21 protein-coding genes are annotated in these 25,008 nt (G+C 38.8%); 6 read left to right on the top strand and 15 right to left on the bottom strand.

Going from position 1 to position 25,008, the window contains the following annotated elements:
- Positions 1-74: 74 nt before the first annotated feature.
- The 5 genes from MKX82_RS01380 to MKX82_RS01360 form a co-directional block, all read right to left on the bottom strand.
- On the bottom strand, positions 75-1,223 hold the full coding sequence (locus tag MKX82_RS01380; protein ID WP_233316879.1) for a mannitol-1-phosphate 5-dehydrogenase: 1,149 nt from the start codon (positions 1,221-1,223) through the stop codon (positions 75-77).
- A 1-nt stretch (position 1,224) separates the two neighbouring features.
- Positions 1,225-1,656: a PTS sugar transporter subunit IIA gene (locus tag MKX82_RS01375; RefSeq protein WP_233316878.1), complete on the bottom strand. Its 432-nt coding sequence runs from the start codon at positions 1,654-1,656 to the stop codon at positions 1,225-1,227.
- The gene (locus tag MKX82_RS01370) at positions 1,644-3,758 is read right to left on the bottom strand and encodes a BglG family transcription antiterminator (protein ID WP_341074613.1); all 2,115 of its coding nucleotides are present in this window, start codon (positions 3,756-3,758) and stop codon (positions 1,644-1,646) included. Before MKX82_RS01370 ends, MKX82_RS01375 begins: the two co-directional genes overlap by 13 nt.
- Before the next feature lie 207 nt (positions 3,759-3,965).
- Positions 3,966-5,426: a PTS mannitol transporter subunit IICB gene (locus MKX82_RS01365; RefSeq protein WP_341074612.1), complete on the bottom strand. Its 1,461-nt coding sequence runs from the start codon at positions 5,424-5,426 to the stop codon at positions 3,966-3,968.
- A 248-nt stretch (positions 5,427-5,674) separates the two neighbouring features.
- Positions 5,675-6,982: a hemolysin family protein gene (locus MKX82_RS01360; protein ID WP_237940570.1), complete on the bottom strand. Its 1,308-nt coding sequence runs from the start codon at positions 6,980-6,982 to the stop codon at positions 5,675-5,677.
- Positions 6,983-7,598: 616 nt separating this feature from the next.
- On the opposite strand from MKX82_RS01360, the gene MKX82_RS01355 reads away from it, so the two are divergent.
- The 4 genes from MKX82_RS01355 to MKX82_RS01340 all read left to right on the top strand — a co-directional run bounded on the left by MKX82_RS01355 (position 7,599) and on the right by MKX82_RS01340 (position 11,007).
- Positions 7,599-8,162 (top strand): tyrosine-type recombinase/integrase, encoded by a 564-nt coding sequence (locus MKX82_RS01355; RefSeq protein WP_233316874.1) that lies wholly within the window; start codon positions 7,599-7,601, stop codon positions 8,160-8,162.
- A 21-nt stretch (positions 8,163-8,183) separates the two neighbouring features.
- On the top strand, positions 8,184-8,690 hold the full coding sequence (locus tag MKX82_RS01350) for a cation:proton antiporter regulatory subunit (RefSeq protein WP_233316873.1): 507 nt from the start codon (positions 8,184-8,186) through the stop codon (positions 8,688-8,690).
- The gene (locus MKX82_RS01345; RefSeq protein WP_233316872.1) at positions 8,690-9,916 is read left to right on the top strand and encodes a cation:proton antiporter; all 1,227 of its coding nucleotides are present in this window, start codon (positions 8,690-8,692) and stop codon (positions 9,914-9,916) included. The genes MKX82_RS01350 and MKX82_RS01345 overlap by 1 nt, the downstream gene beginning before the upstream one ends.
- 77 nt (positions 9,917-9,993) lie before the next feature.
- Positions 9,994-11,007 (top strand): AI-2E family transporter, encoded by a 1,014-nt coding sequence (locus tag MKX82_RS01340; protein ID WP_233316871.1) that lies wholly within the window; start codon positions 9,994-9,996, stop codon positions 11,005-11,007.
- A 35-nt stretch (positions 11,008-11,042) separates the two neighbouring features.
- Here the strand turns inward: MKX82_RS01340 and ilvD are convergent, their stop codons facing one another.
- Positions 11,043-12,719, bottom strand: coding sequence for a dihydroxy-acid dehydratase (gene ilvD, locus MKX82_RS01335; RefSeq protein ID WP_233316870.1), 1,677 nt, complete (start codon positions 12,717-12,719; stop codon positions 11,043-11,045).
- Between the two features lie 293 nt (positions 12,720-13,012).
- Complete coding sequence (locus tag MKX82_RS01330) at positions 13,013-13,912, bottom strand: aldo/keto reductase (protein WP_233316937.1); 900 nt, start codon at positions 13,910-13,912, stop codon at positions 13,013-13,015.
- A gap of 240 nt (positions 13,913-14,152) precedes the next feature.
- Between MKX82_RS01330 and MKX82_RS01325 the strand changes: the two genes are divergently transcribed.
- Entirely contained in the window at positions 14,153-14,785 is a 633-nt protein-coding gene (locus MKX82_RS01325; protein ID WP_237942200.1) for a VanZ family protein, read from the top strand.
- Positions 14,786-14,815: 30 nt separating this feature from the next.
- Here MKX82_RS01325 and murB read toward each other — a convergent pair whose 3' ends face one another.
- The 3 genes from murB to MKX82_RS01310 form a co-directional block, all read right to left on the bottom strand.
- Positions 14,816-15,730: a UDP-N-acetylmuramate dehydrogenase gene (gene murB / locus MKX82_RS01320; protein ID WP_341074605.1), complete on the bottom strand. Its 915-nt coding sequence runs from the start codon at positions 15,728-15,730 to the stop codon at positions 14,816-14,818.
- Between the two features lie 147 nt (positions 15,731-15,877).
- On the bottom strand, positions 15,878-16,699 hold the full coding sequence (locus MKX82_RS01315; protein WP_233316868.1) for an ABC transporter ATP-binding protein: 822 nt from the start codon (positions 16,697-16,699) through the stop codon (positions 15,878-15,880).
- Between the two features lie 50 nt (positions 16,700-16,749).
- Positions 16,750-18,339: a histidine kinase N-terminal 7TM domain-containing diguanylate cyclase gene (locus tag MKX82_RS01310; protein WP_341074602.1), complete on the bottom strand. Its 1,590-nt coding sequence runs from the start codon at positions 18,337-18,339 to the stop codon at positions 16,750-16,752.
- A 234-nt stretch (positions 18,340-18,573) separates the two neighbouring features.
- Between MKX82_RS01310 and MKX82_RS01305 the strand changes: the two genes are divergently transcribed.
- Positions 18,574-19,290, top strand: a complete 717-nt coding sequence (locus MKX82_RS01305) for a tryptophan-rich sensory protein (protein WP_341074600.1) — start codon at positions 18,574-18,576, stop codon at positions 19,288-19,290.
- Positions 19,291-19,321: 31 nt separating this feature from the next.
- Here MKX82_RS01305 and MKX82_RS01300 read toward each other — a convergent pair whose 3' ends face one another.
- The 5 genes from MKX82_RS01300 to tuaE form a co-directional block, all read right to left on the bottom strand.
- Positions 19,322-20,710 (bottom strand): protoporphyrinogen oxidase, encoded by a 1,389-nt coding sequence (locus MKX82_RS01300; protein ID WP_233316865.1) that lies wholly within the window; start codon positions 20,708-20,710, stop codon positions 19,322-19,324.
- A 213-nt stretch (positions 20,711-20,923) separates the two neighbouring features.
- The gene (gene tuaH, locus MKX82_RS01295) at positions 20,924-22,081 is read right to left on the bottom strand and encodes a teichuronic acid biosynthesis protein TuaH (RefSeq protein ID WP_341074597.1); all 1,158 of its coding nucleotides are present in this window, start codon (positions 22,079-22,081) and stop codon (positions 20,924-20,926) included.
- 11 nt (positions 22,082-22,092) lie between these two features.
- Positions 22,093-22,851, bottom strand: coding sequence for a teichuronic acid biosynthesis protein TuaG (tuaG, locus tag MKX82_RS01290; protein ID WP_341074595.1), 759 nt, complete (start codon positions 22,849-22,851; stop codon positions 22,093-22,095).
- A 1-nt stretch (position 22,852) separates the two neighbouring features.
- Entirely contained in the window at positions 22,853-23,524 is a 672-nt protein-coding gene (locus MKX82_RS01285) for a hypothetical protein (protein ID WP_233316862.1), read from the bottom strand.
- Entirely contained in the window at positions 23,514-24,980 is a 1,467-nt protein-coding gene (gene tuaE, locus MKX82_RS01280) for a teichuronic acid biosynthesis protein TuaE (RefSeq protein WP_341074594.1), read from the bottom strand. The genes MKX82_RS01285 and tuaE overlap by 11 nt, the downstream gene beginning before the upstream one ends.
- Between the last annotated feature and the right edge of the window lie 28 nt (positions 24,981-25,008).

Genomic DNA, 25,008 nt, shown 5'->3' with positions numbered 1-25,008 from the left:
GTCCAAATTCAGTGAAACCTCTTGGAAAATAATACAAATAAAGCCGCCCATTAAAGGACAGCTTTCTAAACAATTTATTGCATTTCTTTGTAAGCAGCAGAGACAGCACCAACTAGTTGATTGTCTAAAGGCAGTCCGGAAACTTCACTGAATGCTTGTTCCACACCTTTATCCAAAATTAATTCTTTCAACTCAACTGACTCTTGGTCTTCTCCAGAGAAAAACAGCAGAGCCGATGCCATAACTTCTACTAAACCAGCAGGCTTTTCTTTAAACAATTCTATATATTCCATTGCCGGTGCAACCAGACGGTCATTACGGCTTAGCTTACGAAGCGGAGAACGTCCAACCCTTTTCACATCGTCAACGATATGAGGGTTTGCAAATCTGCCAATAATTTTTTGGATATATTTTTGATGCTCATCCTTGTCGAACTTGTATTTTTCAACAAGTACTTTTCCAGTCTCACTCAATACTTGCAGCACTTTTTCCTCAACATCTTTATGTTCGATTGTTTCAGATATAGTTTTATAATCTTTTCTGTTACCTAAATAAGCTGTAGTAGCATGACCAGTATTAACTGTGAAAAGTTTTCTTTCAATATAAGCAGTCAGATTCTCAACAAAATGCGCATCTGGAATTACAGGCTTTTCGCCTTTAATTTTTGTTTCATCAATAACCCACTCAAAAAATGGCTCTACAAGAACATCAAGCAGCTTTTCATTCGACTGGTTCGGAACAATTCGATCCACTGCAGAATCAGGGAATCCGATATATTCTTCAGCCCAAGTCTTTTCTTCATCATTTAAGTGCTCAAACACGAATTTTTTTAATTCTGTGCTGCCGCCTATCATGTTTTCACATGCGATAATATTTAAGAATGAACCATCATTTGCTTTTCTTGCTTTTAATCCGTCTGCAATCAATGGTGCAATGAACTTAAGGATGTTCGGACCGATAGCAGTTGTTACTAAATCAGCTGAAGCTATTTCCTCGACAGCCAGCTGAGGGTTCGCCTTACTGTTAATGCCTTTAATATTCGAAACTGTAAATTCATCCTTCGCATCGTTCGCAAGGAGAACTCGGTATGTTCCCTCTTGATTTATTTCATCAATAATTTTTTCATTTACATCCACAAAGTGAACTTCATAATTTGATTGATGTAACAAGAGACCGATAAAGCCTCTCCCAATATTTCCTGCTCCAAAATGGATAGCTTTCATATTAGTTAACCTCGCTTAGAATTGAAATGATTTCCTCTTCTGATTTTGCTTGTACAAGCTTTTCTACATTTTCTTCTTCAGAACATACGATAGCGATTTGAGAAAGGATTTCCAAATGCTCTCCATCTTTTCCTGCAATACCAACAAGCAATTTAACAATATTGCCGTCACCAAAATCTACACCATTTGGGACTTGCACTACAGAAAGACCTGATTGAAGAACAGCTGCTTTCGCTTCATCTGTACCGTGAGGGATTGCTAGGAAGTTCCCCATGTAAGTGGACGACATCTCTTCTCTTTGAAGCATCGCTGGAATATAATCTGCTGATACATAGCCTTGATCTACCAAGATTTGACCAGCTAATTTAATAGCTTCCGTTTTTTCAGATACATTGCTGTTTAAGATGATGTTTTCTTTTTTTAATATAGACATTTTGTTGCCTCCTGATTTGTATGAATATAGTTTTTTAAGTATTGGTTGCTTATGAAATGTGCCAACTCTTCTTTTGACCCCTTTTCAAACATCCTGATGCTTGTTTGCGACTGGATTATAAGGGAACTGATAAAGCTCAGCAATTCTAAAGTGGACGAAGCAAGATCGAATGGTGCTAAGAGCAGCAAAATCCTTGTAACTTTTTCGCTTCCGCCATTCATCGCCTTTAATTCAAAAGCATTTGTTGTATTTATTATATTAAAAGATGGAAACGCCACTGAATTGCTTCTTGTATGATAAAGAGCAAGTGTTGTATCTGGAATGGCTAAGCCTCCTATCTTTTCTCTTGCCTGGAGTGACTGTAACACTTCTGATGCATCTGTGATGGAATCTTTTTGCTTAAGCTTTTCCAGCCCATCTTGTAATAACCTAGATAAATCAGCATTAGTAGCTGCTTCCCACACTTCGAAACTTTTGAGCAGATTGGCAAGAACTGTGACTTGCTTTCCTAACTGATCAAAATGCTCAAAGCTTAAGGATAATATCTCCATCCCATCAACAGCTGGATCAGCTGATTCTGTTAATTGTCCACCTTTTTCCTGTAAGTAGTTTTTGACAATCTCGAGTTCCTGATTCGTTAAAATCGGACTTACCACAAAATAATCTCTGTTGATTTCCTCAATCGGGATAGTAGAAAGAATGGCATCATAATCATCAAGGGTAATATTTTTCAATTCAAACACAGATGCTGTTTTTATTTCAGACAGCCCTGGTATTTCATTGCCGATTTTGGTGGCAAGCATTTTTGATGTACCAATTCCACTTGAACAAATAATTAAAACCCTTAATTTAGTCGTAAGCTGCTTGGAATTCAACGCTGCCCCAAAATGAAGAACTAAATAACCAATTTCCTCATCTGGAATCTGCAGTTTAGGTAATGTTAATTCTGCTGCTTTTTTTACAACTTTAAACAGGTCATGATAGTCCAATTTTATATCGCTTAGCAGCGGGTTGGAAATTCTCATTTTTTGTTTAAGCCTGTATAAAGCTGGCTTGAGATGCGCTAAAAGCCCTTGAGATAAGGTTTCATCTAATAATCTTGTATGAAGCAAATTTTCCACATTTTTTATTAAGCTCTGTACAATGACAGCGACCTCAATGTTTTCATCCTTTATCCCTATATCCTTGTCATAGCGAATTTTCGCTCCCCGCAAATGCATGGTTATATAGCCAATTTCTTCATCTGGTATTGCAACCTCAAAGGTCCGCTCCAGACGCATGGCGATTTTACGAGCGAATTCAAACTCTTTTGTTATCTTTAACTCGCTTAAGTAATCTTCCTGAAGAGTGATATTTTCTCCCCGCTGGATACGCTCCATCGCCAATGCAATATGGACAACCAGCCCTACATACGAACTGTCTGCCAGGCTGTAAGGAAGCTCTTCATTAATATCTTCAATGATTCCCTCAATCAGGATAATCTTTTCCTTATGAACGAGACCTAACAGCCGTTCTGAAATGGAATCTATTTTGTTGGTGGATTTCTTTTGGATATTGTCTCTGACCATCTTCAAAAATTCCGGCACATCAAATCTTTCTGAAATCAGACTTGTTATCGCCTTTCTTTTTGCATCTTCAGAACCCTCCAGCTCGATTCCATAGCCCCGTTTGCGCACAAGCCGCAAGTCGTATTCTTTTATGATCGGCTCCAGCTTATCCAAGTCATGACTGACCGTTGCTGTAGTCACACCCATATCATTTGCAAGGGAAAAGAGTTTCACAGGCTCCTTATTGGCTAACAGTGTACATAATGCGACGATAAGCCTTTCATCTGGGGTATATTCTGTAAAATCCTGCTTTAGGATGGTGACCCTTAATTGATAAATATCACCTTGTGTACCGATTACCTTTACTCCCACTCCTGCTTTTTTCTGCAACTTCAAATGAAATGCCTGCAGAACATCTTCAATATTCTTCAGGTCGCGATGGATTGTCCGCTCACTCACATTTACAATGTCAGCAAGCTGCTTAATGGTGACATCCTCTTTCATATCTTCAAGCAAAAATTGCAGAATCAGTCTTTCTCTAGCAGAAATAACCATGCCATATCACCTTGTTTTCTTGACATAATTTAATTATAAGTAAGTAATTACTTGGATTCAAACAGTTGTTATAGCATTTTTTTCACACTCAATGTTGCCATTATTAAATATTAGATCGTAAAAATCATTTTGTTTATATTACCCACTTTTAATCCTTTTACAACATAAATAAGAGCATCACCATTTTAGGCGATGCTCCTTTTATCATTATTTCAAGTTATTGATAATCTCATCATATTTAGGGCTGTTCATAAAGTTTTCTACAGACACATGGTGTGCATCTGGAAGCTTCGCAACTGCACGATCTGTTAAATCTTTATGTGTGATAACAAGATCTGCATCACTTGGAAGGTTGGCAATCGATGTATTTGTTACATCCACACCTTCAATGCCTGCTTTTTTCACTTTATTACGCATGATAGAAGCACCCATTGCACTTGAACCCATTCCTGCATCACAAGCAAAGATGATTTTCTTCACACTGTGGTAATCGAAGTCTGCAGCTTTGTTTGTTGCTTCAGCAGCTTCAACAGAAGCATCAGCACCAGTAGCTGCACCAGTAACTGCACCGGCAACAGTGCTCTTTTTACCTTTAAGCTCTTGCATTTTATCAGCAGCAGCGTTGATGTCTTCTGCTTCGCCTTTGCTTGTTTTCAATACGATTGCACCGATTACAAAGGAAACAACGGCTGCAACGATTACACCAGCTAATACTCCTAAATGCTCACCTTTTGGAGACAATGCCATAATGGCAATAATGCTTCCTGGTGATGGTGTTGCTACAAGTCCTGCATTGAATAATGTGAATGTGAACACACCACTCATTCCTCCACCGATAACTGCCAATAGCATTGCAGGCTTCATCAGGATGTAAGGGAAGTAAATCTCATGAATACCACCTAAGAAGTGGATAATAGCTGCACCTGGTGCAGTTTGTCTAGATGTGCCTTTACCGAAAATGCTATAAGCCAACAAGACACCAAGACCTGGTCCTGGGTTTGCTTCTAATAAGAATAGGATTGATTTCCCTACTTCTTTTGCTTGGTCTACACCGATTGGTCCAAGAATACCTTGGTTGATTGCATTGTTCAAGAACAATACTTTAGCTGGTTCAATAATAATGCTCGCAAGTGGAAGTAGATTAGCATCAACGATGAACTCCACTCCGTTTGAAAGCATTTGGCTTATCGCTTCAACAACAGGTCCTACAAACTTAAATGCAAGAATAGTAATAATTGCTCCTAGAATACCTGCTGAGAAGTTGTTTACTAACATTTCAAAGCCTGCTTTTACTTTACCTCTGAACAGATCGTCAACCTTTTTGATTAAATATCCGCCAAGAGGACCCATAACCATTGCCCCAAGGAACATCGGTATATCTGAACCGACGATAACACCCATCGTTGCGATTGCACCGACTACGCCCCCGCGGACATCATATACCATTTTACCGCCAGTATAACCGATTAATAATGGCAGCAAGTATTTGATCATTGGATCAACTAGCTTTGCTAATTCTTCATTTGGGAAATATCCTTTAGGTATAAAAAGCGCTGTGATGATTCCCCAAGCGATAAATGCGCCGATATTCGGCATTACCATTCCGCTCAAGTGACTTCCGAAACGCTGTATTTTAACGCGAAAACCTTTATTATTTTCGTTAGACATTAATTGTTCACCCCTTATTCTTTCTAACCTTAATGATAAAGCGGTTTCAGCTTCGTTACAATTTAAACTAAGCATAACTTTGACGGACACAATGTTGACATAATTAAATAGAATGATTCTTTTCCAATTATTAGTTTAAAAAAATACCTATTATTGGGTTTATTTACTGTTTTAAACTGTTAACTTATAATCTGCTGTTATTTTCCGCAAAAAAAGAGGACTTCATGCACACTGAAGTCCTCTTTTTATTAAATTGTTTCTTTTTCAAAAGCAGATTTAAATACTTCAATGAAATGAATATGATGTTCCTCAATACTTTTCAGCTTGAAGATAAAACCTTCTTCCTCAATTTCATCACCTTCGACCGCTTCAAAATTATTTGTCAAGAACCAGCCGCCAATTGTATCAACTTCTTCTTCTGACAGATGAATGCCAAGCAGGTCATTAACTTCACTGATTAGTACTTTACCGCTTAAGATATAGTGATTTTCTTTCAGCTTGCGAATTTCTGCAACTTCATCTTCATCGAACTCATCGCGGATATCACCAACGATTTCTTCTAATATATCCTCTGCTGTAACAATACCAGAAGTACCGCCATATTCATCTAACAAAATTGCCATATGGGTTCTTTCCTTCTGCATTTTAATAAGCAAATCGCGAATAGGTATTGTCTCAATTACGCGGATAATCGGCTTCATGTATTTCTCCAGGTCCATCTGTTCCTTCTCTTGGATCCTTGCCGTCAAGAATTCTCTAATGTTGATTAGACCAATAACATTGTCTTTATCACCATTCACTAATGGATAACGAGTATAGTTTTCCTCTTCCAGAATGTCCATGATTTCATCAAAAGTATTGTCTACACTGATTGTGACCATTTCTGTACGGGGAACCATAATTTCCTTCGCTATTCTTTCATCGAATTCAAAAATATTGTTCACGTATTTTAATTCATTTTTATTTATTTCACCGCTCTTATAACTTTCAGACATTAAAATGCGGAGCTCTTCCTCCGAATGGGCTAGCTCATGCTCTGAGGCAGGCTTTAGGCCAAACATTCCAGTCAAGACACGGGCAGATCCGTTCAAAAGCCAAATAAACGGGTACAGAAGTCTGTAGAACCAAATAATTGGCGGAGCAAAAAGCAAGGTAATCGTTTCTGCTTTTTGGATAGCAACTGTTTTCGGAGCAAGCTCCCCAACTACAACATGTATAAAGGTTACAGATATAAAGGCTATCCCAAAAGACAGGATTGTCGAAAGTGATCCAGATATATGAAGCTTTTCGAATACCGGATGAAGGATTGCTTCCACCGTCGGCTCACCAATCCACCCTAATCCGAGCGCTGTAACTGTAATACCAAGCTGACACGCAGATAAGTATTCATCCAGATGAGTAGTTACCCTTTTCGCCGCTAAAGCTCCTTTTCTTCCTTCCGCAACCAGTTGATCTATCCTCGATCCTCTTACTTTGACGATCGCAAACTCCGTTGCAACAAAAAATCCTGTAAAAGCTATAAGTATTGCGAATAAAATTAAATTAAAAATTTCCAATGAACAGCCTAAAAAGGCTTACACCTCCTGATATTATAAGAAAATTAGCTTAAAAGCAGCAATGCCTGCAAAGAAGGAAATACACTCATGTGAATAGTATTTCTAACTTCCTTCTTTTTATGTCGGGCGGCCATTCTCCCCTTTTTCCTCAATGGATATTACGGCCATACCCGTTTTTGTGCTCATTACATACCTTGATCTCTTTTAGATTTAAGCTATTTTCCTTCCACCACTTCCTATATAATGATGAAACTTTTTTTAGCAAGTTCATCGCAATCGGCAACTTGTTAGCAAATGGATGGAGAGACCTAGGTTCGTGTAATGATTAATAGTTCTTTTTGTTATTAGGAAATCAATCTTTAATTGCACAGCCCCATTTCTTCCACCCCCTCAAAAAACTTTTTACTTTAATGAAATAATTATATAGTCGAACACAAATAATATTCAAGAAAAAAACCTTTTCTACCTCTTTATATGAAGCAGCAGTTCTAGCTTTGACAGCAGAACAACGTTTACATTTGACTGACCATCTATTATGACCTATAATAGAGTTATGTTACTCAATACTATGTTTTTTATATGTTGAGTTACATTAAATCCAAAGGAGCAAAAGAAAATGGAAGTTGTAGAGGCAATAAAGGACTTAAAGCAAATAAACAGTATGAAACGCTATTTAAAGAAGCAGTCTGAACGGGACTACTTGCTGTTTTTGCTTGGCATCAATACTGGTTTGACGATTACGGAGCTACTGGATATCCGCATCTCTGATCTTCTCGAAGAGGCAGGTATTCGCGATTTCTACACAATTAAAAAGGATGATCTTCGGGATGAGCGCAAGGTTTATTTGAACCAAAAGGTTAAAAAGGAAATTCTTCACTATATCCAAGTGAGCCAGCTTCCACCGGAAAGCTATTTATTCCAATCGAAGAAATCCAAAAATCATTTAAGCAGACAGCAGGCATACCGGATTATTCATCAGGCTGCAGAAGCTTTAGGCATCGGCTCCAATATCGGTACTAACTCGATGCGAAAGACCTTTGGTTATCATGCTTACAAGCGAGGTGTTGCCATTTCGTTATTGCAGAGGCACTTTAACCATTCTACAAAACAAGAGACATACAAGTTCCTTGGGATTAACAAAGAAGAGGTAACCACTCCTCGCATTGATGTAAACCTATAAATTATTAAGGAGGAAAGAAAGATGAATATCAGAGAGACTGAACTCCCTGGCATTGGAAAAAAATTCGAACTAGTAACCAAAAATAACGATAAGGTAGTTATCGTCATTCACGATGACGGCAGACGAGAGGTTTATCATTTTGATGATGACGATCATGAGGAAAGCATTTCTAGCGTGACATTCAACGATTTAGAGTCGAGGCAAATCGCCGGTATATTAGGTGGTTTAGCATACAAACCTAAAGCGCTTGAAACGATTGAGATGGCATTTAACGACCTCATTATTGAATGGTATAAAGTAGAGCGTGAATCGAGAGCTGCTAATCATACAATCGGAGATATGGATATCCGCAACAATTACAATGTAAATGTTATTGCTATCATGAAAAAAGGAGCAGATAAGATGTTAAGCCCTGGACCTGAGACATTAGTTGAGGCAGGCGATACACTTGTCATTTCAGGTGAAAGACAGCATTTAAAAAGATTGATACTTGAGCAACTGACAAAAAGCACTGGAGGTGACACTTAATGGATCACTTAGTTTTTGAAGTTGGTACCGCACTGCTTCTAGTTGCCCTTGCAGCCATATTGGCAGGCAAATTGAAGTTCTCCATTATCCCATTTTTAATCATTGTCGGCATGCTGGTTGGTCCCCATGCACCCCACTTCGGAATAATTGACCTGAGATTCATTGAAAGTGCCGAAATCATTAACTTCATGGGCAGAATCGGAGTTTTATTCCTCTTGTTCTATTTAGGGCTGGAATTCTCCGTTGGCAAGCTGATTAAATCAGGTCGCTCTATTGTCACTGCCGGCACGATATATATAGTAATCAACTTCTCATTAGGTCTTTTATACGGATTCTTGAATGGTTATGACCTAATCGAGGTACTAATCATTTCAGGTATTATCACTATTTCCTCTAGCGCAATAGTCGCAAAGGTTCTTGTCGATTTGCGCAGAACAGGTAATGCAGAGACAGAGCTTATCTTAGGAATAATCATGTTCGAGGATATTTTCCTTGCTGTTTATTTATCTGTCATTTCCGGACTCGTTATGGGCGACTCCACATCAATTGGTGGAACGCTGATCAGCATCGGAACTGCTCTAGGATATATGCTGCTATTTTTCATTATCGCTCGCAAAGGCGCACCTTTATTAAATAAGTTGCTTGATATTTCCTCAAACGAAATCTTTATCATCGTTATCTTTGCAGCACTATTTTTTGTTGCTGGCTTCTCAGAAACAATTCACGTTGCAGAAGCAATTGGCGCATTGCTATTAGGGCTTGTTTTCTCTGAAACAGAACACAGCCACCGCATAGAACAACTTGTTGTTCCGTTCCGCGACTTTTTCGGAGCTATCTTCTTCTTTAGCTTCGGTTTGACAATCGATCCATTCGAATTAGGCGGTGCAGTCTGGTTTACTCTTGGTGCTGTCATCCTGACTATTTTCGGAAACTTCATTGCAGGTATGATTGCCGGACGAAGAACAGGTTTGTCCCACAAAGCATCAGCCAATATCGGCTTAACAATTGTTTCCCGCGGTGAATTCTCCATCATCGTCGCTAACTTAGGCATTGCCGGCGGTCTTATGCCAATGCTGAAGCCATTCTCTGCTCTTTACGTGTTAATACTTGCCATTTTAGGTCCTTTGCTCACAAAGGAATCAACGAAAATATTCAATTTACTGAACAAAATTTTCAAATGGAAAAAAGTTGACACAAAAAAGAAAAAAACCAGTCAAATATCGTAAGTTTTTGTTATGATATTCTCCCATATAAGGTAGAATTAAGGTAAAGAAGTATAACAATAAGGGTCAGGAGAAGGAGAATGGAGTTAGTAAACAAATTAATAGCAAATAAAAGTGCAAAGCGCATCGTCATTTTCGGGTTGCTTATTTTAGGGATTTACTTTTTAAGAAGCATGATCAATTTGATGCTTTTCACCTTTATCCTTTCATTTCTAATGGATAGGCTGGAAAAAATCATCTCCAAAAAAATACCGATTAAACGAAACATCATTGTTAGCCTGCTTTACCTCATAACAATCAGCTTACTATCTTACGGCTTCATTAAGTATTTGCCGATGCTTATCGAAGAAATTACAGCGTTGGTCAGACAGCTGATGGATTTCTATTCCCAGCCTCACGATAATGCCGTCTTGAATTATATTGTAAAGGCAATTCAAGCTAGGGATATTGACAGTTATTTAGAACAAGGACTTGGGGTTATCGTCGTTTACTTTACGACAATCAGCCATTTCAGCATTCAGTTTTTGCTCGCGATTATTTTAAGCTTTTTCTTTCTGCTGGAAAAACCAAGACTTCTTAAGTACAAAGAAAACTTTAAAACAAGCAAAATTGCTGCTTTTTACAACGAAATAGCTTTCTTCGGAAAGAAGTTCGTACTGACTTTCGGAAAAGTTTTGGAAGCACAATTCATTATTGCATTAGTTAATTGTATTTTAACAACAATCGGTTTATGGATTTTAGGATTCCCGCAATTGCTCGGTCTGTCGATTATGGTCTTCCTTTTCGGTTTGATACCAGTTGCAGGGGTTGTCATATCTCTCATTCCACTTTTGACAATAGGTTATACGATTGGCGGTTATATGTATATCATTATCCTCATCGTTTTCATTTGCATCATTCATGCATTAGAGGCCTATGTTCTGAATCCTAAACTAATGTCTTCTAAAACAGACTTGCCTGTATTCTTTACATTTATTGTCTTGATTTTCTCAGAGCACTTCTTCGGAGTCTGGGGATTAATTCTTGGTATACCGGTATTTGTCTTCCTGCTCGATATCCTTCAAGTGCAAAGCATTCATACGGAGGAAGAATAAAAAAAGTCGATGGCATATGCCATCGACTTTTTTTATTAGATTTTCATGATTCCGCCAGTGCTTGCAGATGTAACCAATTTAGAATAACGGGCAAGATAACCTGTTTTAACTTTTGGTTCGAACCCTTTCCATTCTGACTTCCGTCTTTCCCATTCCACATCATCAACGATAACATCCATTGAACGGTTTTCGATATCAATAACGATGTGATCACCATCTTCAACAAATGCCAGCGGACCGCCTTCAGCAGCTTCCGGAGAAGCATGGCCGATTGACAAACCACGGGATGCTCCAGAGAAACGCCCATCGGTTACTAATGCCACTTTCGGCCCAAGACCCATGCCCACAATCTGTGATGTCGGGGCAAGCATTTCCGGCATTCCCGGACCACCCTTCGGTCCTTCATAGCGAATGATTACAACATGACCAGCCTGTACCTTGCCTTTAGAGATACCTTCAAGAGCATCCTCTTGTGACTCAAATATAATTGCAGGTCCTTCATGTCTAGTAATACCGTTTTGCACACCGCCTGTTTTGATGATTGCGCCATCCGGAGCCAGGTTGCCGAACAATACTGCCAAGCCGCCCTTTTCTGTATGCGGGTTATCAATTGGACGGATAACATCATAATTCTGCACTTCACAACCAGCAATATTTTCACCAAGTGTTCTGCCTGTTACAGTTAATGTATCTAAATGAAGAGCATCCTCTTTTTTCGACAGCTCATTAAGCGCTGCTGAAACTCCGCCTGCTTCATGCAAATCTTCAATATGCACATCAGAGGATGGAGCCAATTTCGACAGATGCGGCACCCTGTTTGCCACTTCATTAATTCTTTCCAGCGGATAATCAATACCTGCTTCATTAGCCAATGCCAATGTATGCAAGACAGTGTTTGTTGAACCGCCCAATGCCATGTCCAACGCAAAGGCATTATCGATTGCCTTTTCTGTCACGATATCTTTTGGCTTAATATCTTTTTCAATTAGAGTCATAAGCTGCTTGGCAGATTTTTTCACGAATTCTTTGCGCTCTGGTGCCACAGCCAAAATAGTACCATTACCCGGCAATGCCAGTCCTAAAGCTTCTGCTAAACAGTTCATAGAATTAGCTGTAAACATGCCTGAACATGAACCGCAAGTCGGACAGCCAAATTGTTCTAATTCAAGCAACCCTTTATCATCAAGCTTGCCTGATTGATATGCTCCTACTCCTTCAAATACGGATGATAGGGAAATCTTTCTGCCATCACTAGTAACCCCTGCTTTCATAGGACCGCCGCTGACAAACACAGTTGGAATGTTTAGACGCATTGCAGCCATCATCATTCCTGGTGTGATTTTGTCACAGTTAGGGATACATACCATACCATCAAACCAGTGAGCTGAAACTACTGTTTCAATGGAGTCTGCAATGATTTCTCGGCTCGGAAGCGAATATCTCATTCCAATATGCCCCATAGCAATACCGTCATCCACACCAATCGTGTTCATTTCAAACGGTACGCCACCTGCTTCTCTAATTGCTTCTTTTACAATTTTTCCGAACTCCTGTAAATGGACATGACCTGGAACAATATCAATATATGAATTCACTACAGCGATAAATGGTTTATTAAAATCCTCTTCTTTTACACCAGCTGCACGCAATAGGCTTCTGTGCGGAGCGCGGTCAAACCCCTTTTTGATCATGTTGCTTCTTAACTCTGCCACTTTTACCCCTCCATTTTCCGATTAAAACGAATTATCTGTATATTTAAACTTTAAATCATTGTAACACTATCATAGAAAAATTGGTATAATTTCTTCTCAACGTTTTTCAGAAAAAATATATCAGCTTAAAACCAGCAAGTAATTATGACCTTCGTTACACCACGCGTTAAATATACTAACATGAAGGAGAATACGAGGATATCCCCGACTTATTCTGTTTCGAGTTTTACTATTTTGAAATAATATCAACCGAAGCAAAAAGAGCACCCTATGTAAAGGATGCTCCTTATCTATCAAGAAAAGATTCTACTGATACTTGCTATCTCTTCATTTGTTAAAGTAACTTCTAATGTCCGTAAGTTGTTTTGCAGTTGAGCGACCGTTTTCGCTCCTGGAATAATGACATCTACTGCCTGCTGCTCTAACAGCCAAGCAAGTGCCAAATGTGTTGCTTCAAATCCTTTCTCTTCAGCCAGCTTTTTTAACTGGTCAACTTTTTCGAGATTTTTAAGGAATGCATCTCCTTGGAAAAGCGGATCTTTTGCACGAATATCATCAAATTTAGCATCTTTAGAGAATTTACCTGTCAAAAGCCCTGATGCCAAAGGAAAATAAGGGACAAAGCTTATCCCATTTTCCGCACAATACGGTAAAAAGGAATGTTCTGCTTCCCTTTTTAACAGCGAATACTCTCCTTGAAATACTTCCAAGTAGCCATCCTTGTTAAATTCCTTTAGTTGTTCTTCATTTAAGTTAGACGCACCGACTGCTCCGATTTTACCTTCATCCTTTAATTCCTTTAAAGTGCCTGCCACTTCGGCCAGTGGAGTAACACCATCTGGATAATGAACATAAAACAAATCAATAAAATCTGTCTGCAGTTTTTTTAAGCTTTCCTCTACTGAATCTCGCAAAAATTGACGGCTATTATCGAGAACAATCTTGCCGTCGACTGCTTTATGGGCAGCTTTGCTGGCAATAACCACTTTATCTCTAATTCCCCGTTCTTTGAGCACTTCTCCGATTAGCTCCTCTGATTTCCCCAGCCCATAAATAAACGCAGTATCTATAAAGTCTACTCCTGCATCTAAGGCTGCATTCACTACTTCCTTACCAGTTTCATCTTTTAAGTTTGGAAATAAATTATGCCCTCCAACTGAGTTTGCTCCATACCCTAGCTTTGTGACGTTCATTGATGTTTTCCCAATTTGAACTTTACTACTCAAAATGTTCCATCTCCTTATTTCCAAATTCGGGCTTCGTTCAGGAAATCACTCGATTCCTATGAAGAATATGACCCTTCTCTTTTATTATGGGAATCATTGGATAAATAGTAAAGCAATCTGCTTCTTTCATTTACGGCTTCTACTTTAATTTGCCTGGCCATATATATATAATATAGTTATAACACGAAAGGATTTTGAGTTTTGAAAGTGTACATACCGAAAAAGATTATTTTACTCACTTTTCTGGCCCTGTTATTTATTATTTGGATTCAGACGGATATCGAATTAACGCTCAATTTTCCAATAATCCTGCTAATGCTGGTGCCAGTTTGGATTTATTACAGAATATATCGCTCAAAGAAAAAGCAATTTGTTGCCGCAAAAAGAGAATGGATCGTCAATATCTTTTTTCTCTACTTATTAATGGTTATGTATGTGACATTAAATCCGTTCCATTTCACTCCACCCGGCAATAGAGAGAATATTAACTTGATTCCGTATGTGCAGATTCTTTATCAATATGAAAATAAGCCTCCAATATTTTGGATGCTTTATACACTTGGCAATATTATCATGTTTATTCCTTTTGGCATGCTGTTCCCGGCTATTTACCGCAGACGCTTCAAATGGCTTGCAACTGTATTTCTCGGGGCTGTTACTTCGCTTATCATTGAGGTTACACAATACTTCTTTACCGTAAACCGGGCTGCAGATATAGATGACTTTATTTTAAATGTTATAGGCAGTATGTTAGGATATATCCTATTTAAGATTCACCAAAAATTCACAACTAAGTATCCGCCGAAAATCCCTGTCATTCAAGTGATCAATAAAAAATAACCACACTGTAAAGTTCAGTGTGGTTATTTTTTATTTGTCTTCCCCAATGATTCTAACTTCTGTTTCTAAGTTAACATCATAATTCTCTTTGACTGTCTTTTGAACATGTTTGATGAGAGAAATATAATCATCAGCAGTTGCATTATCCACATTGACAATAAAGCCTGCGTGCTTTGTGGAAACTTGCGCTCCGCCTATTTTTGTTCCTTGAAGATTGCTGTCCTGTATCAGTTTCCCTGCAAAGTAGCCTGGAGGTCTTTTAAAGACACTGCCGCAAGAAGGATACTCAAGAGGCTGTTTTGATTCTCGCAAAAATGTCAGTTCATCCATTTTCGCCTTAATTTCTTCCTGTTTACCTGGTTGCAGTTTAAAAACCGCTTCTAAGACAACATAATGGTTCTTGGCAATATTGCTTGTGCGGTAACCTAAATCCAAATCCTCTTTACGTACTGAGATGATTTCCCCGGCACTAGTCAGAACAGTTGCACTCTCTAATACATCTGCAATCTCACCGCCGTAAGCCCCTGCATTCATATAGAGCGCACCGCCGATAGAGCCTGGAATTCCACAAGCAAATTCAAGACCAGCTAAGGAATGCTCAAGCGCGAATCGGGAAGTATCGATAAGTGCTGCTCCGCTCTCAGCAAATACTTTATCTCCTTCAAGCCGAATGGTCACAAGCTTCGTCAAGTTGAACACAACACCACGAATTCCTCCATCCTTTATAAGGACATTAGATCCATTCCCTAAAATCGTGATGGGAATTCCAGCCTCTAATGCTACTTTATAAGCATTCTGTAGTTGTTCAAACGTAGTCGGAAAAAGCAGGTAATCTGCCTTCCCTCCTATTTTTGTATACGTATATTGACTTAGCGGCTCATCTATCTTAACTTCATCTTCTGTCATTATCTGTAAGAACTTTTCTTTTACATCATAATTTTTCATAATCTCAACCTTCTGCTAATATTTCAATCCTTTTACCATTTACCATTGTATAACATTCTAACTGTTTGAAACAAAAACACTTATTGTTTTTATGTGAATTTTATATTTTTGTAACATTATATGAGTTAATTTGCTGTTTTATGCCTATCACCCTCGGGACAGCACCCCTGTATTTCTCATTTCTGCACCAACCAAATCATAGGATAAACAGGCCGGCTTATTTGTCCTTGGATCTGTAACAATTTCTGCATCCACTTGAAAGACATCCTTTAAAACTTCTGCTGTCATGACTTCATTCGGGGTGCCTTCTTTTCTCAGCTTTCCTTTTTTCATGGCAATCATTTTATCAGAAAAACGGGAAGCATGATTAAGATCATGTATGACCATTACAATTGTTCTCTTTTCCTCTTCATTGAGCTTTTTAAGCAATTGCAGCACCTCAAGCTGATGTGCCATATCAAGATAGGTCGTCGGCTCATCCAATAGAAGCAGTTCTGTTTCTTGGGCAATTGCCATTGCAATCCACGCTCTTTGTCTTTGACCGCCTGATAACGTATCTACCTCTTGATACTTCCATTCAGTTAGACCTGTCACTTCAAGTGCCCAATCAATTATTTCTTTATCTTTTTCCCCTAACCGACCAAATCCCACTTGGTGTGGAGATCGTCCATAGGAAACGAGGTCATAAGTCGTTAATCCGCTTGGGGCATCTGGAGATTGGGGCAAAACCGCCATCTTTTTAGCGATTTTTTTGGTTGGAATCTTTTGAATAGCCTCACCATCTAAGTAAACAGCTCCAGCCTTCACCTTATTTAGTCTAGCCAGCGCTTTTAATATCGTTGACTTTCCGCATCCATTCGGTCCGATGATGGTTGTAATTTTACCTGTTTCAATTTCCAGGCTCAGCTGCTCGACAATGATTTTATCATCATAACCTATTTTCACATCTTTCGCTGAAAGGATATTCATTTGCGCTTTCACCCCTAGCCTATTTCGTATGTTAAGTCATTTAGTTCGTTTTAATGCGATATAAAGCTGTATTCCTCATATTCACTATTAATCCCGACATATACTCTGTTTCTGCCATTCCTTTTTGCTTCATACAGAGCAACATCGGCCTTTTCAACAAGCTCGCTTAAAGCAGCCTCCGGATGAGAGATGTTCTCTGTTGCTGCAACTCCAAAGCTTGCTGTAATAGCAATCTTTTCTGCTTTAGAGTAAAAACTCGAATTTTCAAGGCAACTTCTGATTGAATGGCCTATTTCAGCTGCTGATTCAAGGGAATATCCAGGGAGTAGCACAATAAACTCTTCTCCCCCATATCTTCCGAATAGCATGTCTTCTTTTAGCAGGCCTTGTGTGACAGACACAATATGCCGTAACGCATCATCACCAGCAAAATGTCCAAAAGTATCATTGATTCCTTTGAAATGATCTACATCAAAAAGCAGCAATGATGTATAATCCTGTGCACCTCTGTCCCGACTTATCACTTCCTTGGATTTCTCCATAAAAAAGGTGCGGTTATATATTTTTGTAAGGCCATCTTTATAGGCCAATTCTCGCAGCTGTTTCTGCACTACTTTTAGTTCTGTAATATCTATAATAACAATCGCTGTTCCCACAAGAATATGATTTCGTTTGTGAATCGGCGATATCCTTACTTGATAGTATTTCCCACTGTCTTTCCATTCCATCTCATATACAGTATCATCATTTATTATTCTGTCGCCAAATGCTAAAAGTCGGTCTCTGTCTTCCATTATATCATCAATTTGTTTTCCATTCTTCAAGGAAGGAAACAGCAGGGAAGCAAGCGGATTGAACTCAACTATTTTTCCAGACAAATCAAGAACAATGACTGCGTCCCTCATGCTTTCAAATAAATAATCTTTTGCAACAGGAGCCACTGTCAGCATATGTGTAGACATAATCGCCCATAGATACAACAAGCCTGTGATACCCATCACAATCGGTACAGGATCAATGCCATATGGTGTTAATCCTAATAAGTAGAGCAATGATGTTGTAATTGGCAATAAAATGCCGATTAAAAGTGTTAGTACCTGTTTCCAATGCTTTGTCTTCGACTTAATCCAATACCAAATTAAAATATTAGCTCCGACAAACAAAGTGCCAAATGTGTAGCTTCCATGAACTACATACCATTGGCCTACTGTCATATCTAACAATAAAGCACCATGACTTTGCACAAAATTAACTTGTTTATAAAATAAATGGTGAAAATCATTTGTTACGATAAAAAGAAAGGTGAGCACAGGGATGAGATAATACAAGAGCAAGGTTTTTCTGTTCAAATGCTTATCCAAGCCTATGTACTGCAAAACAAGAATCAAGGTCGCTGGAGCAGAAAACGGCATTCCTAAGTATTGAAACACAACCCAAAACATAATCGCTGTTCCTGTACTGCTCGTAAGCTCTAGCGCATGTCCGAATGCATAGATGGCTGAAAATAACGAAAGCCACGCAAACGTTCTAGTTCCCGCAAAAACATGTCTATTGGTATAGCCTATAAATGCCAATACAAGCTGTAAAACCCCACCAACCGTCATTATGACAATATATGTTAATATGATTTGGTCCATCATTTTTACTAGCCCCTATTCAGGTATTTTGACCTTTTTTATTATATTAAATAAGTTAACTAACTTGCTACTAAAACTTGATAATACATAAAAGTGGAAATAATACCCTGTTTTTTTCTTTATATCATCCATATAGATAAGGAGAAGAATACTCCCAATCTGCTTGGAGTATTCTTCTTTTTTTGGATTATATTCTCGTTGTGGGTGGAATAAGTATATAAAAAAGGAGGAATTGTCTTGGCCTATATAATTCTGAGCCTATTGTTCTATGTGATGATGGTAGGAGTAAATGCCCTCGCCAATATCATTCCTATCAACGGGCAAACAACTGGCGAAATATCAAATAAATTAGCAGTGCTTGTAACTCCTGCTTCTTATGCTTTTATGATTTGGGGAGTTATTTATATTCTATTAGCAATTTGGCTTGCGCGCGGCTTTATGCGCAAACACAGAGCACTTATATATTCGAAAACAAACAGCATTCTATTCGTGCTTACCTGCATTCTAAACGCCGGCTGGATACTCGTCTGGCATTATGAACTATTTGCCTTGTCAGTAGCCGTCATTCTGCTCTTGCTATTAACCTTGCTTTTCCTTTATAAAGCAATAAAGGCTGCGTCTAATCGTTTATTCGATATCTTCCCTTTTTCTATTTATATTGGGTGGATATCCGTAGCCTCTATTGTTAACATAAGCTATTACGTAACTTATATCGGCTTAAATGTCACTGACCCGCTTTGGACCGTTTCCCTGTTAGCTATGGGCGGTATTCTGGGGATTTTCTTTCGCATCTTTGAAAAGGATTGGGCATATTCCCTTGTTATTATCTGGGCTTATCTTGCAATAGCAATCAAAAATTGGTCATCTGCACAAGCTGTATCTTATTCGGCTTTGTTTATCTCACTGTTGCTGCTTATTCTTGTGTTTATACCATTTAAAAAGAAAAGAACATAAGGAAAGGTGCTGGTTCATCCAGCACCTTTTTTTAAAGTAGAGACTTGGTCAATTTCCCTGCTGTTTCCTCTCCATTTGCGATGCAGGCTGCAATTCCAACTCCATAATAGGAGCTTCCTGCTAATAATACATTTGGAAAAAGCTCGGCCATCTTAGCATTTATCGTATCTATTGCGGATTTATGCTGCAAGGAATAAACCGGCATTAACTCATTCCACTTCGTCACTTCATAACTGATTGGCTTTTCTGTAATTCCGAGACTTTTTTCAATATCCTTTTTAGCGACCTTTAACAGTTCCTCTTCAGACAATGAATTAAGCTGCTCATATGCAGGATTAGATTTCTTATAAAAAAGTCTAAGCAACAGACTGCTGCTTTTGGAGGTGTGTGTCCACTTTCTGCTTGTCCACGTACAGGCATTGCAAGTCAAATCGCTGTCCTCTGCCACAATAAAGCCTGTTCCGTCCTTTGGCAGCTGTTCATCTGGAATATCATAAGCAAGATACATGGTGATATTAGAAGAGTTTTGAAGCTTAGCAAACTCTGTAGAAAGGCTGCTTTCAGCAAGGATTTTTTCTGCAGCTTGATGAGGTGCTGCCAGCACAATAAATTGTGCCTGAACAGCTTCACCCTCTGCTAGACTTATACTGTAGCCATCCTGCTCTTTCTTGATTGATTCAACTGCTTTACCCTTTTTAAATTCAACATCTTCCAGCACTTCCTCCAGCCGGTTTATAATGGTGGAAAGTCCATTCTGGAAGGAGATGAATTTTTTATTAGAGGCAGACTGGAATTGACTTTTGTTCTTGCCCAGTCCTCGAATAATGCTGCCATACTTCTCCTTGTATTCAAGTAAATACGGAAGCGTTGATGCCATCGTTAAGTTATATAAACCTCCAGAATATACTCCTGCTAATACAGGGGTAATCTGCTTTTCGACGATCTCTTTCCCTAAGAAGTACTCTAAAAACTCGCCGATAGATGTTTCCTTTGTAAAATGCTTATTAGTTCTTAACAAATCCTTTAATGCTTCCAGCTTTCCTTTTTGGGAAATCAGCTCACTCGAAAGCAAGGATTCTAATGTCATAGGGATGCCGAATACAGAGTCCTTCGGGATTTCCAAAAGCTTATCTCTCGTATGAATGTAAGAAATCCCTGTTGCATTATAGACAAGCTCTTCTTCTAATCCAAGCTCCTGTACAAAGGGAAGAACGTTTTTATTTCGTGCTACAATTGAATCTGCGCCTGTTTCCATGATGAAGTCGCCTTTATGAATCGAGTGAATTTTCCCGCCTAGCGACATCTCCCCTTCAATCAGGATAAGCTTAATATCCAGCTTATGTTCTCGTTTTAATTTCTGTAAATAGTACATGGCAGACAATCCTGTGATTCCTCCGCCGACAACGACTATAGTCTTCAATAATTACACCGCCTAAAATAATCTTTCCTATATGATGTATTATGCCATTATTCCCACTAAAAAAGAGCGGATATATAATGACTTTTTGTTCACAAATTATATAAAGCTGCTAAAACTATTTTAGCATTATATCCTCTTACCAGTCTCATCACAGCAACTATAAAGAAAAGGGAATGCAAGCCGGCTGCTTACATTCCCTTTTTGTTTAATTATTTATAGCTCCATCATTTGGGCGAAAATCATATTCCAATCTTTGGTTTTTGCCAGTGATATCCTTCTCTCTGCTGTTTCTGTCTCGGCTTTATTAATGCGGATCTCTTCGCATGCTTTTAGGAAGCTGCTAACACTGGTTCCTTCAAGATGTGTATAGATGCCATTTTCAGCATATCTTTTGGTTGACGGCAAGTTCGTCCCAATAACTGCCTTCCCTGCTGCAAGAAATTCGAACAGCTTAAGCGGAAATATTGCTTTGTTATAAGTAGATGGTTTATACGGCATAATTCCTATATCAATTAAATTCATATAATGGGAAACTAATGTGGGCGGTACACTTCCTGTCCAAGTAACATTCGGAAGCTTCAATAATTTCTGGAATTCTTCACTTTGGTTCGTTCCGTCAGGCCCAACAAATAAAAACTGCCAATCCTTTCTTTGCTCTGCTGCTTCTTGAATAAGAGCAAAGTCCAGCTTCGGTTTTATTCCGCCAATATACCCTAGCACAGGTCCATTTCCCTTGTCTGCTAACACGTGCGCAGCTTTCTCATTATGCTGAAACAGCGAAAAATCAACCCCATTTTCATACGTATAGACCTTTTTTTGTTTTGGGATTGGCAGCTTATCTTTTACTTGCTCAGCTAAATAGACAGAGGTGCATGTAACAGTATGAGCACTCTCGATAATTCTGCTCTCACTTGATTGAATAATCTTATACTTAAGCATATTTACTGCAGATTTGTTTCCATCAATGGATGCTGCCCATAAATCACTGCAATCATATACAATTTTTCTCCAAGGGAACATCTCCGCAAGAATTGGAAAAGCAGGATAGGTGTACCATAGGTTGATATCATACGCACTTTGCTTTGCCTGTAAATAAGCAACCAGTTTCTCTAGTTTTTTCTTATAGAATATAGATATAAAGCGGCTGAAACGAAGCAGCTTATTGTCACCCAAATCAGCAACTTTCCATTGCTTAATACCGTTTGGAAGTATTTCTACTGCCTCGCTGTCCAGAGATTTCCCAGGACATAACCAAATCACTTCAGCTGTTTTTTCTTGTTTATGCAAATATTCTGCCAAACGATGTCTTCTGTAGCGCAACTGGTCATTCTCCCATTCTGCTGTTGCTACAAGTACATGGATTGATTTCATTTTTGACCACCTTATATCCTTTTTCTAATCGCATGGTAAGCATAATGGGAAAAACACCATGCTGCTTTAGCGAGATTAAGTCTCTCAATTTCCCGGTAAACAAACCATGTTTTTTGCGCTGATTTCCACTTGTTATTGGAAATAGAATCATTGCCGATACGGTATTCAGCCAGAATTTCTTTCATACCATAAGCGTTATGTCCCTTTTTCAGGATACTTAACCACGTAGCCAAATCTTGTCGAGTTCTTATATTCGGCATGTGGAAGGAACCAATGATACTTCTGTCGACGATGACTGTAAGACAGCCGACAATCGTGTTTTTCAGCATATCCTGATAGGAGATAATCCTCGGAGCGTGAACTTGCTTCTCCAGCTGTTCTCCATCTTTTGTAATATATTCATACGATGTAAACGTAAAGGCATAATTGTTCTCTTCCATGAAACGAAGCTGCAGTTCCAGTTTATTCGGCTTCCACTTGTCATCACTGTCTAAAAAGGCAATATACCTCCCTGACGAATAATCCAATGCTGTATTTCGCGCCATAGCTGCTCCGCCGTTTTCCTTCCTGTTAATAAAATGTATTCGCTCATCTGCTTTTGCCCACTCTGCCAGCAAATCAGGGGTTCCATCTGTCGAACAATCATCGACAATAATCAACTCCCAATTAGGGTAAGTCTGTTTTAAAACAGACTCAATGCTGAACGAAATATAATCCTTGCTGTTATATGAAGGCATAATTACCGAAACTAATTCTTTCAAGAAAGACACCTCACTGTCGGGAATGTGCTCGTATAAACTCTGGAGTGATTAATATTAAAATACTCGCCATGATACCTAATAAAGCCCCTAATATAACTCTGTCTTCTGCAGAAGCCTCCACTATCTGCCCTTTTACATAAACATCCTTAATCAAGATAGCCTGCTCGAGACCAAGCTTTTCGTTCTTTAATTCATAAAGAAACCGCTGTTGGTCAACAATCGTATCACTGCTTGCATTTTCTGTCTCTAATGCCTGAATGCTTGATTCAATAATTGTGCTTTTTTCTTCAAAGGAAGACTGATCAAGCTTCATAAAGCCATCAACAATAGTTGTCAGATTGTTTAATGCTTCCTCTTCTGTTTTTCCTGTAAGGCTAAGCACAAGCAGTTTACTAGGCGTAGAGGAGACAGCGAGCTTATCAGTTACCTCCTCTTCCCAAACATCCGGGAGGATTTGTTTAAATGATGCTTCATTTGATAACAAGGAAACAAGCTGATCAGCATTTGTTAAATAGCTGGTTTCATAGTTTCCTAGTTTGATTATCGCTTCTGATGTGTATTCCGACTGTCCGTTGCCTGTAGGCATGAACCAGCCAAGAATCGGCATTGCCACGCAAATAATTAAAATTGCCCATATATATTTCTTCAGTCGGCCAACAATTCGTTTTATGCTATCTTTCATGAGATACAATCCCCTTATCCATTGCTTTAATTCTTTTTTTAAACACTGACAGGACAGAAATGATAAAGCCCATCAATACCCAATGAAAATACAAATTGCTGACTGTGCTGGGACTGATACTGGATGCCATAAAAGCTGCCAGTCCAAGCATGCTTGCCTCTAAAAGCATTTTATATGTCCTGCTGTTTGCCTTTTTGTAGATCCTGTACAATTGGATAAACAGGGAAAGGATAAGCCCTACGTAACCAAGAAGGATAAAAATCCCGAAGTTGCCTGCTATTTCAGCCAGCCAATTATGCGCCTGCTGCACACCTCCCGTAGAAAATACAGGATGGTTTTTTAAGTAATAAGGAATATTCCCTGCTCCTACACCAATACCAAATGTATCAATAATATACTGCTGTATATTTCGTAGCAGATTTATTCTTGCCAAATTGGAGGGCATCGTCTCATCTGCTCCATAAAGGTTTGCTTGTGTGAAAGCATGCTGGAATTTCCCTATTAATCTTCCTGAAAACAAGAGGACTGCAATCCCTGCGGCTGAAAAAGCACCGATTAAAAGCAGCTTTTTCAGCTTATCATTGACCAGCAGGAAAACATAAAAACACAGCCCGATTAATACGGAAAGGATACCTGCGCGAGATTGTGTCAAATAGATGACATAAAAGGATAAAACACTCAAAACAAGAGCAGGAATTCGGACCTTTATACTGCTGCCGTTTTTTGCTGCTGCTAAATAGAAAAAGAAAGAAATACTCAAAAATGCAGCAAAGTCATTTTGGTTAAAAAACACTGCTGTCGGATAGCCGATTCTGTATTCGCCAGCACCATAAAGGCTCGAGGTTGGCAGTTGAATATGCAGATAATGGTTCACCAATCCAATGGCCATTAAAAGAAGCGTCATTCCCATCCAAATGACATAAAAGATTATCAGACGGGATACTCTTGTAAATGTGACATTTGCTAAGTAGACGAACAACAAGCCCATCCACATAAGCGACATGTACTTGAATGTTTCGATAATCGATCTTGCCCAAAGCATGGATACTGTTCCATACACAAGCCATATTGCTAAAAACAGCCAGATACCTTTAATAGACAAACCATCGAAGTCTTTTTTTAAGCCCTTGTCTGAAATGGCATACATAAAATAAATAAATACTGCAGCAATAAGCAGAATTCTATACAAAAACAAGCTAAAAAAACCAATATTAATGTTGATAATAGACTGATTCAAAAACGTAGTGATGAGAAGGGCATAAACTGCCCCTCTCACCATATCCTCCAGCCCAATAGTCGATTTTAAGTATAAAAAAAGGAGCAGTCCCCCAAAGCCCCCGAGGAGAAGAAGCAGCAGCTTCATATCAAAATTTTGGATCGCATATAAAAGGGAGAGTAATACCATGACAACAATTAGCGCTCCAATTGTCTGACGAACTAGTTGCTTGCTTTCCATTTACTGTTCAGACCCTTTCTTTCCATTA

The sequence above is a fragment of the Niallia sp. FSL R7-0271 genome, assembly GCF_038005785.1.
Classification (GTDB): Bacteria; Bacillota; Bacilli; order Bacillales; family Cytobacillaceae; genus Niallia.
The sequence above is the reverse complement of the archived record's forward strand: the minus strand, read 5'-3'. Positions and strand labels throughout refer to the sequence as shown.

What these genes read in the sequence shown, in the direction of transcription:
- MKX82_RS01330 (WP_233316937.1), bottom strand. Translation starts at nt 13,912, where the DNA reads ATGAACGTCACAAAGCTAGGGTATGGAGCAAACTCAGTTGGAGGGCAT.
- MKX82_RS01380 (WP_233316879.1), bottom strand. Translation starts at nt 1,223, where the DNA reads ATGAAAGCTATCCATTTTGGAGCAGGAAATATTGGGAGAGGCTTTATC.
- MKX82_RS01350 (WP_233316873.1), top strand. Translation starts at nt 8,184, where the DNA reads ATGAATATCAGAGAGACTGAACTCCCTGGCATTGGAAAAAAATTCGAA.
- murB (WP_341074605.1), bottom strand. Translation starts at nt 15,730, where the DNA reads ATGAAAAATTATGATGTAAAAGAAAAGTTCTTACAGATAATGACAGAA.
- MKX82_RS01310 (WP_341074602.1), bottom strand. Translation starts at nt 18,339, where the DNA reads ATGATGGACCAAATCATATTAACATATATTGTCATAATGACGGTTGGT.
- MKX82_RS01285 (WP_233316862.1), bottom strand. Translation starts at nt 23,524, where the DNA reads ATGAAAGATAGCATAAAACGAATTGTTGGCCGACTGAAGAAATATATA.
- MKX82_RS01375 (WP_233316878.1), bottom strand. Translation starts at nt 1,656, where the DNA reads ATGTCTATATTAAAAAAAGAAAACATCATCTTAAACAGCAATGTATCT.
- tuaH (WP_341074597.1), bottom strand. Translation starts at nt 22,081, where the DNA reads ATGAAATCAATCCATGTACTTGTAGCAACAGCAGAATGGGAGAATGAC.
- tuaE (WP_341074594.1), bottom strand. Translation starts at nt 24,980, where the DNA reads ATGGAAAGCAAGCAACTAGTTCGTCAGACAATTGGAGCGCTAATTGTT.
- MKX82_RS01345 (WP_233316872.1), top strand. Translation starts at nt 8,690, where the DNA reads ATGGATCACTTAGTTTTTGAAGTTGGTACCGCACTGCTTCTAGTTGCC.
- MKX82_RS01370 (WP_341074613.1), bottom strand. Translation starts at nt 3,758, where the DNA reads ATGGTTATTTCTGCTAGAGAAAGACTGATTCTGCAATTTTTGCTTGAA.
- MKX82_RS01315 (WP_233316868.1), bottom strand. Translation starts at nt 16,699, where the DNA reads ATGAATATCCTTTCAGCGAAAGATGTGAAAATAGGTTATGATGATAAA.
- MKX82_RS01340 (WP_233316871.1), top strand. Translation starts at nt 9,994, where the DNA reads ATGGAGTTAGTAAACAAATTAATAGCAAATAAAAGTGCAAAGCGCATC.
- MKX82_RS01365 (WP_341074612.1), bottom strand. Translation starts at nt 5,426, where the DNA reads ATGTCTAACGAAAATAATAAAGGTTTTCGCGTTAAAATACAGCGTTTC.
- MKX82_RS01355 (WP_233316874.1), top strand. Translation starts at nt 7,599, where the DNA reads ATGGAAGTTGTAGAGGCAATAAAGGACTTAAAGCAAATAAACAGTATG.